General features: G+C 37.3%; 13 protein-coding genes. 7 read left to right on the top strand and 6 right to left on the bottom strand.

Annotation, left to right across the window (positions count from 1 at the left end):
* The first annotated feature begins 38 nt into the window (after positions 1 to 38).
* Entirely contained in the window at positions 39 to 1,661 is a 1,623-nt protein-coding gene (gene groL, locus B0B05_RS06425; RefSeq protein WP_076782839.1) for a chaperonin GroEL, read from the top strand.
* 78 nt (positions 1,662 to 1,739) lie between these two features.
* On the opposite strand, the gene B0B05_RS06420 is transcribed toward groL, so the two are convergent.
* A complete protein-coding gene (locus B0B05_RS06420; protein WP_076782838.1) occupies positions 1,740 to 2,186 on the bottom strand; it encodes a 6-pyruvoyl trahydropterin synthase family protein in 447 nt (148 codons plus the stop codon).
* A gap of 96 nt (positions 2,187 to 2,282) precedes the next feature.
* Here B0B05_RS06420 and B0B05_RS06415 point away from each other — a divergent pair, with 96 nt between their 5' ends.
* Complete coding sequence (locus B0B05_RS06415; protein WP_076782837.1) at positions 2,283 to 2,747, top strand: hypothetical protein; 465 nt, start codon at positions 2,283 to 2,285, stop codon at positions 2,745 to 2,747.
* Between the two features lie 56 nt (positions 2,748 to 2,803).
* Here B0B05_RS06415 and B0B05_RS06410 read toward each other — a convergent pair whose 3' ends face one another.
* The 4 genes from B0B05_RS06410 to pheT form a co-directional block, all read right to left on the bottom strand.
* Positions 2,804 to 3,274 (bottom strand): Dps family protein, encoded by a 471-nt coding sequence (locus tag B0B05_RS06410; protein WP_076782836.1) that lies wholly within the window; start codon positions 3,272 to 3,274, stop codon positions 2,804 to 2,806.
* Positions 3,275 to 3,369: 95 nt separating this feature from the next.
* Positions 3,370 to 4,200, bottom strand: a complete 831-nt coding sequence (locus tag B0B05_RS06405; RefSeq protein ID WP_076782835.1) for an alpha/beta hydrolase family protein — start codon at positions 4,198 to 4,200, stop codon at positions 3,370 to 3,372.
* A 146-nt stretch (positions 4,201 to 4,346) separates the two neighbouring features.
* Positions 4,347 to 5,705, bottom strand: a complete 1,359-nt coding sequence (gene hemN, locus B0B05_RS06400; protein ID WP_076782834.1) for an oxygen-independent coproporphyrinogen III oxidase — start codon at positions 5,703 to 5,705, stop codon at positions 4,347 to 4,349.
* Between the two features lie 299 nt (positions 5,706 to 6,004).
* Complete coding sequence (pheT, locus tag B0B05_RS06395; RefSeq protein ID WP_076782833.1) at positions 6,005 to 8,404, bottom strand: phenylalanine--tRNA ligase subunit beta; 2,400 nt, start codon at positions 8,402 to 8,404, stop codon at positions 6,005 to 6,007.
* A gap of 147 nt (positions 8,405 to 8,551) precedes the next feature.
* Here pheT and B0B05_RS06390 point away from each other — a divergent pair, with 147 nt between their 5' ends.
* Together B0B05_RS06390 and B0B05_RS06385 are read left to right on the top strand one after the other, a co-directional pair.
* Positions 8,552 to 8,788 (top strand): addiction module protein, encoded by a 237-nt coding sequence (locus tag B0B05_RS06390; RefSeq protein ID WP_076782832.1) that lies wholly within the window; start codon positions 8,552 to 8,554, stop codon positions 8,786 to 8,788.
* Positions 8,788 to 9,072: a type II toxin-antitoxin system RelE/ParE family toxin gene (locus B0B05_RS06385; protein ID WP_076782831.1), complete on the top strand. Its 285-nt coding sequence runs from the start codon at positions 8,788 to 8,790 to the stop codon at positions 9,070 to 9,072. Before B0B05_RS06390 ends, B0B05_RS06385 begins: the two co-directional genes overlap by 1 nt.
* 115 nt (positions 9,073 to 9,187) lie before the next feature.
* Here B0B05_RS06385 and dnaN read toward each other — a convergent pair whose 3' ends face one another.
* Positions 9,188 to 10,318, bottom strand: coding sequence for a DNA polymerase III subunit beta (dnaN, locus tag B0B05_RS06380; protein WP_076782830.1), 1,131 nt, complete (start codon positions 10,316 to 10,318; stop codon positions 9,188 to 9,190).
* 292 nt (positions 10,319 to 10,610) lie between these two features.
* Between dnaN and B0B05_RS06375 the strand changes: the two genes are divergently transcribed.
* From B0B05_RS06375 to coaD, 3 genes are all read left to right on the top strand, one after another.
* Positions 10,611 to 10,976, top strand: a complete 366-nt coding sequence (locus B0B05_RS06375) for a diacylglycerol kinase family protein (protein ID WP_076782829.1) — start codon at positions 10,611 to 10,613, stop codon at positions 10,974 to 10,976.
* 267 nt (positions 10,977 to 11,243) lie between these two features.
* Entirely contained in the window at positions 11,244 to 12,227 is a 984-nt protein-coding gene (locus B0B05_RS06370; protein WP_076782828.1) for a D-alanine--D-alanine ligase, read from the top strand.
* Between the two features lie 85 nt (positions 12,228 to 12,312).
* A complete protein-coding gene (coaD, locus tag B0B05_RS06365; RefSeq protein WP_076782827.1) occupies positions 12,313 to 12,786 on the top strand; it encodes a pantetheine-phosphate adenylyltransferase in 474 nt (157 codons plus the stop codon).
* Positions 12,787 to 12,799: the final 13 nt, after the last annotated feature.

Below are 12,799 nucleotides of genomic sequence, written 5' to 3'. Positions count from 1 at the left end.
GTACATATTACATTGTACATCAATACAAAATCAAAATTATGGCAAAAGAAATAAAATTCGATATCGAATCCAGAGACGCTCTTAAAAGAGGTGTTGATGCATTGGCAAATGCAGTAAAAGTAACATTGGGACCAAAAGGTAGAAACGTTGTCATCGAAAAATCTTTCGGTGCGCCTCATGTAACTAAAGACGGTGTATCTGTAGCAAAAGAAATTGAGCTGGAGGACAAAGTGGAAAACATGGGCGCACAGATGGTAAAAGAAGTCGCTTCTAAAACCAATGATATTGCTGGTGATGGTACTACTACCGCTACAGTTTTGGCTCAGGCTATCGTAAGAGAAGGTCTTAAAAACGTAGCTGCCGGCGCCAACCCAATGGATCTGAAAAGAGGTATTGACAAAGCAGTTTCCAAAGTTGTGGAAAACCTGAAATCACAATCACAAACTGTTGGTGATAACAATGATAAAATCAAACAGGTTGCTTCTGTTTCTGCTAATAATGACGAAACAATTGGTTCATTAATCGCCGAAGCATTTGGAAAAGTAGGTAAAGAAGGCGTTATCACTGTAGAAGAAGCAAAAGGTATCGATACAACAGTTGATGTTGTAGAAGGTATGCAGTTTGACAGAGGTTTCCAATCTCCTTACTTCGTGACAAATCCTGAGAAAATGGTGGCAGAATTGGACAATCCATACATTCTTTTGGTTGAGAAAAAAATCTCATCTATGAAAGAATTGTTACCAGTTTTGGAACCGGTTGCACAAGGCGGAAAATCACTTTTGATTATTTCTGAAGAGGTAGAAGGTGAAGCTTTGGCGACATTGGTCGTAAATAAATTAAGAGGTTCTCTTAAAATTGCTGCGGTTAAAGCGCCTGGATTCGGTGACAGAAGAAAAGCGATGTTAGAAGATATTGCTATCTTAACTGGCGGACAGGTGATCTCCGAAGAGAGAGGTTTCACTATGGAGAATATCACAACAGATATGTTGGGAACAGCTGAAAAAGTGGTTATCGACAAAGATAATACAACCATCGTAAACGGTGGCGGCGAAGAAGCTCAGATCAAAGGAAGAGTTTCTCAAATCAAAGCTCAGATGGAAACTACAACGTCTGATTACGACAGAGAAAAATTGCAGGAACGTTTGGCTAAATTAGCTGGCGGTGTAGCTGTACTTTATGTAGGGGCTGCTTCTGAAGTGGAAATGAAAGAGAAAAAAGACAGAGTGGATGATGCCCTTCACGCAACCAGAGCTGCAGTTGAAGAAGGTATTGTTGCCGGAGGTGGTGTTGCATTGGTAAGAGCTGTTGCTGCCCTGGATTTCGAAGGTGATAATGCGGACGAAACTACTGGTATCAAAATCGTAAAAAGAGCGATTGAAGAACCGTTGAGACAGATTGTTGCCAACGCCGGCGGCGAAGGTTCTGTGATTGTTGCGAAAGTAGCAGAAGGTACAGGTGATTTTGGTTACAATGCCAAATCTGACGAATATGTCAACATGCTGGAAGCCGGAATTATAGACCCAACTAAAGTAACAAGAGTTGCTCTTGAAAATGCAGCTTCTGTTTCTGGTATGCTTTTAACAACCGAATGTGTTATCACAGAAGTTAAAAAAGATGAGCCAGCTATGCCAATGGGTGCCGGAATGCCAGGAATGATGTAATCGAGCATCAACCGAAACAAATAAAGAAAAACCGTTCTACTTTTAGAACGGTTTTTTTATTTCATAAAAAGTATGATTTTAAGGATTTTCCTCGGCAAGCCACTCACCATAAGAATTTTCGGTCTCATGGAGTTTAAGATAAGCCAGTTCAATATTTCCCGATAAATTGGATTTGATTTTGGCTGCAATATCATAGAGCATATTTTCGCAGGTTGGCTGGTAATCGCAAAAAATGACTTTGTGGCCGGCACTTTGCAGATTCTCACCCAAAATCTTATGAGGAGAGTTGCCATTCACCAGGACTGCATGATCCCAAACATCTACCACTTCTTTTTTCACAATATCCTTAATCTCACCGAAATCCACTACCATCCCATTTTTATGATCATCCAGATTATTAATAGGATTCCCCTTGACTGTTACAAATAATTTGTAAGAATGGCCGTGCATATTTTTACATTTACCATCATAATTATAAAGAACATGAGCTGTTTCGAAAGTGAAAATTTTTGTAATTCTAATCATCCTGCAAAGATAATTAAAAAACCGATCTCTATTTTTTGATCAAAGATTTGTATATGAATTTTACATTAGCTTAATTTGTAACCAATACACATACAAATGAAAAAATTATTTATTCTGACTGGGATTATATCTGCGTCCTTTTTTAACGCGCAGAGTTACTCAGCAATTAATGATCTTCTTCAGAAAATAGAAGCTAAGCATGCAAAAATGATTGACGCATCCGGCTACACTATTAACAACAAAAAATTTGTACTGATAGAAGATTTTGAAGATCACAGTGAGCGTCATATTTTAGAATTCAATGCCGATAATACGTTGACATTAATTGAGTTGATTGATGACAAAGAAACCGGAAAATCTTATTCTAACATCTTCACAGGTGACTTCGTCCGCAAGAGAAATGCAATATCTGTAAGAGCTGACCTATTGGAAGGTAAAAAAATCGTGCGTCCGCTGGTATACAACCTTTATATTATGAAAGCTAATGATATCTGGTACCTTACCGATATCAACAGCAAAAAACGATGGATAGAAAATAATAACATTATAAAGAAAAAATAGCAAAACAAAAGGCTGCCCAATAACGGGCAGCCTTATTTTTGTAATTCTACAACTGATTATTTTAAATGAGATCTCAGCATCCAGGCTGTTTTCTCATGTTTTTCCATAAGGGTTGTCAAGAAATCACTTGTACCAAAGTCATATTCTTCTTCGATTTTATCGATATTCTCTCTTAAGAAAATAATGATGGCTTCGTGATCAGAAAGTAAATCTTTTATAAAGCTAAGGCTGTCATTTTTCTCAATACGCTGCTCAGTAAGGTGGGTCAATTCAAGATATTCCTGCAATGTGGCTGGTGCGTAATGACCAATTTGCCTGATTCTCTCTGCAACATCATCTATATACGTTTCCAACTCATGATACAAGGTTTCAAAATACAAATGAACGGTGTGGAAATCTGGTCCCTGCACGTTCCAGTGTGCATTCCTTGTTTTGGCATACAATACAAATTCATCTGCTAAAAGAGATGATAAAACTTCTGAGATAGACTCTGCTTTTTTGGGTTCTAGACCTATTTGTGCTTTCATAATTTATAATATTTAATAAACTAATAACCACAAAAACTAAACCAAACTACCAATTGAATATTACAAAATCTTAACAAAAAGATTTAATAAAACTATCAATTTTTTTTGATAAAATTAATGATTCTTTCTGTTGCAAGTTCCAAACCTATAGGCAGCTCTTTATCGTCCCACGGCTCTTTTGCACCAAATGTATGGTTTGCATTTTCAATCCATTTGATTTGAGAAGCTTTTGTCCATCTGTGAAGATTTTCAGAATGCTCCGGTTTCACGGACTCATCCTTAGTACCATGAATAAACAAGGCCGGGATATCCAATTTTACGCAGGCTTTTTCTACATCCAATCTCTCTTTATTATTTTCAAAATCCTGGTAGAACTGGAAATAATGAGGCATATTTTGATGAGTCCTGGCATTTTCTACAAAATAAACACCTTCTTTTTTCCAGTTTTCAAAAGCTTCATCTTTCGGAAACCGGTCAAGTGTAGAAACGCTGGCTAACGTAATCAATTTAGAAATTGATTTATTTTCAGAAGCTTTGATAACCGAAATTCCGCCGCCACGGCTGTGTCCCAGCAAAATAACTTCATCAGGATCTACTTCTTTCTGATTTTTGAAATGATTGATAACCACCTCCAGATCATCCAATTCTTTGGAATAATTATTCTGTCCAAACGCTTCCAGATCTGCAAATTCTTTCGGATTCTCAATCGTAGTTCCGTTATGAGAAAAATTGAATTTAACAAAATAAAATCCGGCTTTGGCCAGCTTCTCTCCCATCAGTTCCCAGGCGCCCCAATCTTTGTAACCTTTGTAGCCGTGGACAAAAATAATCAACGGCAGTTTCTCGTCAGATTCAGGAAAAATAGCATCTGCTAAAAATTCCCTGAAACTTTTTAGAACAATATTTTTATGTTTGATTAAATCCATAGTAAAAGAATTGTTTAAAAATTAAAATTGTCATTCCGCAGGAATCTTAGAGTTTAGATTCTTTCAGAATGACAAAGTGAATATTTTTTTATTTTAAGAACAGAATCAAAAGTCTATCATCTTTTCTCTATTATCTCAAATTCTCCCTAAATCGTCATCGAGAAAATCCGGGTTTCCGGTTTGTTTCTCATCATTCTGAGATCAAAAACCATTGCGACATTTCTGGTAAAAGCGCGTCCTTTTTCGGTAATTTTAATTTGATTGTCTGAAATTTCTACCAAACCGTCAGATTCCATTTCTTTCAGTTTTTCCAGAGAATTTTCCAGTTCAGGGAAAGAATTTTGCAAATCCCAGCTTGTCTCCAATTGGCACATCAGGTCGAGAATATGCCTTCTCACAATCAGATCCTCTTCATCCAAAATATGCCCCCGGAATACGGGAATCTTGCCTTCTTCTACAACCTTTTGATATTCTTCCACCGTTTTTACATTCTGTGCAAAAGCATACCAAGAGTCCGAAATTGCTGACATACCCAAACCAACCATCAGTTGCGTTTTGCTGGAGGTATAGCCCATAAAGTTGCGGTGCAGTTTTTTCTGGATCAGGGATTGATAAAGGTCGTCGTGTTCCAACGCAAAATGATCCATCCCTATTTCTATATAACCGAGATCTTCTAACAATTTTTTCCCATCCTCATAAAGTCGCCTTTTCTCATCTCCGCTTGGCAAATCATTTTCATCAAAACCTCTTTGCCCAACGCCTTTTACCCAAGGCACGTGCGCATATGAGTAAAACGCCAATCGGTCTGGTTTCAGTTCCAGGGTTTTTCGGATGGTAAATTCCATTGCTTCCCAGGTCTGATGCGGCAATCCGAAAACCAAATCGTGGCTCACGCCTTTATATCCGATTTCCCTTGCCCACTCTGTCACGTTTTTCACATTTTCAAAAGGCTGAATCCGGTTAATGGCTTTCTGAACTTTGGGGTCATAATCCTGAACGCCAAAACTCACCCTCCTGAAACCTAAATCAAATAAAGTCTGCAAATGTTCCTTTGTGGTATTATTAGGGTGCCCTTCGAAACTGAATTCCTGTTCATCTGCAATTTCTACAGTATCAAAAATCCCCTGAAGAAGCGTTTTCAGGTTTCCCGGAGAAAAAAAAGTTGGTGTTCCGCCTCCCAAATGAAGTTCTTTCAGTTTTGGTTTTTCATCGAATAATTCAAGGTACAATTTCCATTCTTTCAGGACACTTTCCAGATAAGGAACTTCTACAGAATGCTGTTTTGTAATCCTCTTATGACAGGCACAAAACGTACACAAAGCCTCACAAAAAGGCAAATGGATATAAATGGAAATCCCTTCTTTTGCGTTGCTTTCTGAAAAGGATTTGATAACCGAATTTTTCCAAAGTTCTGCTGCAAAATCTTCTTCGTTCCAATAAGGAACTGTGGGATAAGAGGTGTAACGCGGACCGGGGATATTGTATTTTGTAACGAGCGAATTCATTGGTGCAAAGTTACGAAAATTGATTTTGGAATATTTTTGAATTAAGGATGATTTTCATTGGTAAATTCTATTAAAAGTTGAGTGGATGACTAATGCCATAGCCCCGATAGCAACGGCATCCTTTTTTTGGAGCGAGGCGGCGGAGCGCAGCGGAGCCGACCGAGATCCAAAAAAAGATATAGTGGATAGCGGGATTAAGCTCCTAAAAAATAAAAGTTGTGAATAAAAAACTCTGTCAGAGTTTAAAACTCTGACAGGGTTATAGCATAAAATAAATTTTGTCAAAGATTTGATGAAAATTATCTCAATTCTGCTTTGAATTCTTTTTCAAAAGACTTGATGAGAGAGTTCATTACTTCTGTAATGTCTTTATCTTCTAAGGTTTTTTCTTCGTTCAGAAGTTCAAAACTCAAGGCGTAAGATTTTTTACCTTCCGGAAGGTTTTTGCCTTCGTAAACATCAAACAGATTGATATTTTTCAGGAAAGGTGATTTGTTGGATTTTGCTAACTCATACAATTCTGCATAGGTAATGGTTTTATCAACCAACAAAGCCAAATCTCTTCTAATTTTATTGAATTTCGGAATATCAACAAATTTCAGGTTGGTTTTAGATCTCAATGCCTGGCAATTTTCCAGTTCTATTTCTGCATAGAAAACGTCTTGGCTGATGTCAAAATCCTTCAATAATTGTGGTGCAACTTTACCTAATCTTGCCAAGGTTTTACCTTCTGATTTGATTTCCAGAGCATCAGAAAAACGCTCGTCTTCCAGGGCAGATTCATGCAGAACAAGGTTCAGTTTTTCCAAAAGAATTTTTACATAAGCTTTCAGATGATAAAAATCTGTTGCGCTTTTTGGCTGCAGCCAGTTTTCTGCCACTTCTCTTCCCGAAGTCAAAATTGCCAACTGTTTTCTTTCTTCGTATTTCTCTTTTTTATGGTAAATTTTCCCTAATTCGAAAAACTTGATGTCAGATGATTTTCTATTGATATTGTAGATTGCATTTTCCAAAAGCCCTTCCAGCAAAGACTTTCTCATAAATGCCAAATCACTGCTTAATGGATTAAGCAATTTTACAGCATCCGTTTCGTCTTTTACAGAAGTCAACGAGTTGTTCATCACTTCGTGGAAACCGTTGGATTGCAATGTTCTGGCCCAAGAGTTTTCTAAAGCATCCTGATCTTCAAAACTTAGTTTTACCGGTGTAAAGGAGATTTTCTTAGGCGCATCGATCTTGTTGTAGCCGTAGATCCTCAACACTTCCTCGATCACATCAATTTCTCTTGTGACATCTGCTCTGTAAACCGGAACGGACAATTCCAATCCATTTTGGATTTCATTAAGAATCTGAATACCAAGTGATTTCAAAATTTCTTTGATCTTTTCCCTATGGATTTTTGTCCCAAGGATCTGATCTAACTTAGAATACCTGAAAACCACATAATGGTCTTTGATTTTTTCAGGATAATGTTCTAAAATCTCACCCACCAATTTTCCGCCTGTTAATTCATGAATCAGATTAATCGCGTGCGTCAAAGCTGTTCTCGCATTGTTAGGATCTACGCCTCTCTCGAAACGGAAAGAAGCATCTGTATTAAGACCATGGAATTTGGAAGCTTTCCTGATAGCAACCGGGTTGAAATAAGCACTTTCCAGGAAAATAGTTTTGGTTTCAGAAGAAACGCCACTGTCACTTCCACCGAAAACGCCGGCAATGCAAAGCGGCTGATCTTTTCCGTCTTTGATAATGATTTCGGAACCGTTCAATGTTCTTTCCACACCATCCAACGTTTTAAATTTTGTTCCTTCTTTTATCGTACCGACTTTCACGGTTTTATCAGCAATCTTGTCTGCATCAAAAGCGTGAAGCGGCTGTCCAAGACCGTGAAGGACATAATTGGTGATATCTACCACATTATTAATTGGCGAAAGGCCAATCGCTTTGAGCCTGTTTTTCAGCCAATCCGGTGAATCTTTTATTTCAACATTTTCGATAACTGCTCCTAAATACCTTGGCGTTAATTCAGAATCCTCAACTTCCAGTTTAAAATCGTGAGAACCTTCGATATTTAATGGAACAGAAGTGATTTTTTCAAACTCAGATTTCAAATCATTGGAAATGAGAAATGCCTGCAAATCCCTGGCAACGCCATAATGCGACATTGCATCGGTTCTGTTTGGTGTCAGTCCAATCTCATAAACCTCATCGTTTGTCAAATCAAAATAATCAGCAAATGGTAGTCCAACTTCATATTTAGTTTCATCCAAAACCATAATCCCGGCGTGATTATCGCTCAGGCCTAATTCATCTTCTGCGCAGATCATCCCTTCGGAAACCTCGCCACGGATTTTAGCTTTTTTGATCTCGAAAGAACTGCCGTCTTTGGCGTAGATTTTTGTTCCGACAACCGCAACCGGAACCGTCTGTCCGGCAGCAACATTGGGTGCGCCACAAACGATATTAAGGATTTTCCCATTCCCGACATCAACAGTTGTTTTGCTTAGTTTATCGGCATTGGGATGTTTTTCGCAAGTCAAAACTTTACCAATAACAATCCCTTCCAGACTTCCTTTTACGCTTTCGAATTTATCAACACCTTCTACTTCCAAACCAATGTCGGTAAGGTAAGCACTGATTTTTTCTGTGTTAAGGTCTGTATTGATGTAATCTTTAAGCCAATTATTAGAAATTTTCATTTGATTGATTTGAAATTCTAGGTTTGAAATACAAACCCAATTAAGTTTGCAAATATCGTGATTTTTTGAGAAACAGGAAAGTGATTGTAACCAATCCATCAATTAAAATATTTCATTAACTTTGAAATAAGCAAATCAAAAAAAATAATGGATACAATAATAGATATCAGAAAAAGAATCCACGCCTTTGTAGACCAAGCCGATGAGAAGATGTTGCGAATTTTCAATGAATTGATCAGTGCCAAAAGTTCTGAGGATGAATCATCCATTCCAAAATCATTTTATGAAGAACTAGATAAAAGAAGAGAAAGACATCTAAAAGGGGAGTCTAAATCTTACACCTGGGAAGAGGTAAAGAATAAAGCAAGAACTTCTGCAAAGTAATGTATACTTTAGAAATCAAAGAAGAGGCAAATCTAGAAATCATTGATGCCTATTCATATTACGAAAGCCAACAACCCGGATTAGGAGAAACATTTTTCGAGCAATTAGGGTTATACTTCAAAAGAATTACTGAGAATCCAAAACATTTTGAAATCAAAAATAATTACAGAGAAGCTTATATCAAGAAGTTTCCTTATCTGATAATTTACAGAATTGAGGAAGATAATGTGGTTGTATATTCAGTTTTCAATACGGCACAAAACCCAAAAAAGAAACCAAACTAAAGTTCTTCGACTCCGCTCAGAATGATAATAAAAAAATGCGACTTAAAAATTAAAGTCGCATCTTTTTTATTGTTTCAATAGATAATCAATTATCATTCATCAATTATCGTCTATCTTAAAGCCCTATCACCGGCATTGACAGCATTAGGATACTCTCGTTCTCCTCTAGTCCATCAACCGGTTCTACGATACCAGGTCTGTTGGGTTGAGACATCTTCATCGTAATATCATCAGATGCCAACACAGATAACATCTCCATCAAAAATTTGGAACTGAAACCAATGTTGATATCATCACCGTTATAGTCACAAGGGATCTGCATATCCGCTTTGTTAGCGTATTCTGTATCTTCTGCGTGAAGATGAAGCACATTTCCTGACAATTTGAATCTTACCTGATTGGTCGATTTGTTTGACATAATAGACGCTCTTCTTATCGAACTCAAAAGCAAACCTCTGTTAATGGTCAAAACATTGGGGTTTTCTTTCGGGATTACCGCATTGTAATTCGGATATTTCCCATCAATCAAACGGCAAATCCAGATGTTGTTCCCAAATGTAAATTTCGCCATATTATCACTGAATTCTATCACAACATCATCGCTGGAATTATTCAGAATATTCTTGAAAATTGACAACGGTTTCTTTGGCATAATAAATTCCAAAGTTTCCGGATTCACGATATCTGTCCTTTTGTAAACCACCAGTCTGTGAGAATCTGTAGAGACAAAATTGGCTTCATCTTCTTTGAACTGAAACAAAACGCCTGTCATCACCGGTCGCAGAGAATCGTTGCTGGTCGCAAACAGTGTGTTAGCCAAAGCTTCAGCCAAAACACCGCCAGGAATCGTCACCTTTTGGGAAGCATCAAATTCCGGCAACTCTGGATAATCATCCGCATTGTCCAGCGCTACTGCAAAGTTGTCTTTCTCATCCAGAATTTCCAAAACGCTTCCATTTCCGTCTTCTGAATCTTTCACAGCTAATGTCAAAGGTTGCTCGCCGTAAGTTTTAAGGAAATCCTGAAAAATCTTACCCGGAACTGCTATTTTCCCTTTGTCATCCGACTTTACTTCGAGAGAAGTAATCAGCGTTGTTTCGCCGTCAGAAGCCGTCACTGTCAACAAGTTCTGATCTAGCTCGAAAAGAAAATTCTCCAAAATTGGTCGGGACTGCGAGCCGGAAATTACGCCACTCACCGTCTGTAAAGCTTTTTGCAAATCGCCACTGGCAACAATAAATCTCATAAACTGTATTTATTTCAATTCTACAAAGATAATGATTCTGATTCGATTTCAAAAACTGTATTTCTTTAGTTATTAACAATTTTTGGATTGGAGTAAAATAAGTTTGAATAACTTTGTGGAAATTTGATTATTGCTGAATTTTTACACGCAAAGTCCGAAAAGATTTTTTTGAACTTATTGAAAATATTTTTATGGTTCGCAAAGACAATTCGACAAGCTCAGTGTAAACTTCAAACTTAGCAAAAATTAAAAGATTAGTTTAAATCTGGATATTGATTTTATTGAATTAATAATGAAAAAACCGCCATTTTATAAAAGTGTACAATTCACTATCAATGGATTGATCTGGATCCTGAGAAACGAGCGAAATTTTCAGTTTCACATTGTAGGCTTGCTTATTAATCTGTTTCTGATTGTTTTCCTCGGCCTTTCTAACCTAGAAGCGGCTTTGATTCTGTTATGCAGCTTTTTTGTTTTGGTAACCGAAGCTTTGAACACTTGTGCAGAGAAAATCTGTGATTATATCCAACCGAATTTTGATACAAAAATTGGCGTTATCAAGGATTTAGCCGGTGGTGCGGTTCTGCTGTCGGTCATTGCCGCAGTCTGTGTTGGGATTTTGGTTTACTGGCCTTATTTGAAATTATATTTTTATTGATTTGATTAATCCAAAGGCGCGACGATTTTCTTAATATTGGAATGTTTTAAGGCACAAGGAAATCAATGTCAGGCTGAGGCTCTCGAAGCCTTTATTATTAAATTTAATGAAATTAAACTTTGTGCCTTAAATGCAATAAATTTGTCATTGACTCTTGTGCCTTTGTGTTTAATTATTTCATACATTAATTCGTCATTTTAAAAAATCAGAAAAATTTAATCCTGTTTTTTATAAAATCTTTACATTTGTTTTCAAGAAAATTAGATAATGAGCAAAAAAAATGTAGCCGTTGTAATGGGCGGTTATTCTGATGAATACAAGGTTTCTCTCAAAAGCGGACAATTGATTTTTGATTCATTGGACCGTGAACTTTATAATGTTTACAAAGTCGTTGTCCTGAAAGATGAGTGGTACTTTCTCGAAGACAATGGTAGTAAAAAACCCATTAATAAAGCTGATTTTTCTGCCGATCTGGGAAATGGTGAAAGCCTGAAGTTTGATGCTTGTTTCAATATTATCCACGGAACTCCGGGCGAAAACGGCAGTTTGCAGGCTTATTGGGATGCCGTTGGGCAAAAATACACCGGTTGCGATTTTTACCAAAGTGCACTCACATTTAACAAAAAAGATACCTTAGCTGTTTTATCTAAATATGGAATCCCTTCCGCAAAAAGTATTTATCTAAGAAAGGGCGAAGCGATTTCTGATGATGAAATTGTAAAACAACTGGGGCTTCCGGTTTTTGTAAAACCCAATCAAAGCGGTTCTTCCCTCGGAATCTCCAAAGTGAAAGAAAAAAGTGAACTGAATGCGGCTATAGAATTCGCTTATAAAGAAGACGATGAAATCCTTATAGAAAGCGCTTTGGCAGGAATGGAAGTCTCCGTTGGCGTTTTGGATTATAAGGGTGAAGTCATCGTTTTGGGCATTACAGAAATTGTTCCGGATAAAGAATTTTTTGATTATGAAGCCAAGTATGAGGGTGCTTCCCAAGAAATCACGCCGGCAAGAATTGATGAAGAAACCAGAAAAAAAGTTGAAGAAATCGCGATAAAAGCCTATAAATCGTTGGGAATGAGCGGATTTTCGCGGTCAGAATATATCATTGTAGATGGCATCCCACATATGCTGGAGATGAATACCAATCCCGGTTTTTCACCCGCAAGTTTGCTGCCGCAACAGGCCAAAATCTACGGAATCTCCATCAAAGACCTTTGCGGAAACGAAGTAGAGAAAGCACTTTTAAAATAAATGATAAGAGATAATTGATTAATGATAAACTTCAATTATAATCTCAAGAATTAATCATTATCAACCATAATCCATCAATTATAAAATGAAAATCGCTGTTTTTCCCGGGTCGTTTGATCCCATTACACTTGGCCATTATGATATTGTAGAACGCGCCGTTCCGCTGTTTGACAAGATTATCATTGCCATCGGAAAAAATTCCCAGAAAAAATATATGTTCTCTCTGGAGCAACGTAAAGAATTTATCAGAAAAACTTTTGAAAAGTTTCCGAATGTAGAAGTAGACGATTTTGAAGGGCTTACCATCGATTACTGCAAAAGTAAAAACGTTAAATTCATACTGAGAGGCCTTCGCAATCCAGCCGATTTCGAGTTTGAAAAAGCTATCGCGCAGACCAACAGAGCATTAACCAGAAAAAATACCATCGAAACCATTTTCCTATTGACCTCATCGGGAAAATCTTACATCAGCAGCAGCATCGTACGAGAGATTATTTCTTTTGGTGGCAATTATGAAATTATGGTGCCTGATGCCGTAAGAGTAGAGAGAAAATCATAACTTATATTTAAAC

Source organism: Epilithonimonas bovis DSM 19482, assembly GCF_900108115.1.
Taxonomy (GTDB): domain Bacteria; phylum Bacteroidota; class Bacteroidia; order Flavobacteriales; family Weeksellaceae; genus Epilithonimonas; species Epilithonimonas bovis.
Note: the sequence above shows the minus strand (reverse complement) of the source record. Positions and strands in the feature narration are given on the sequence as shown.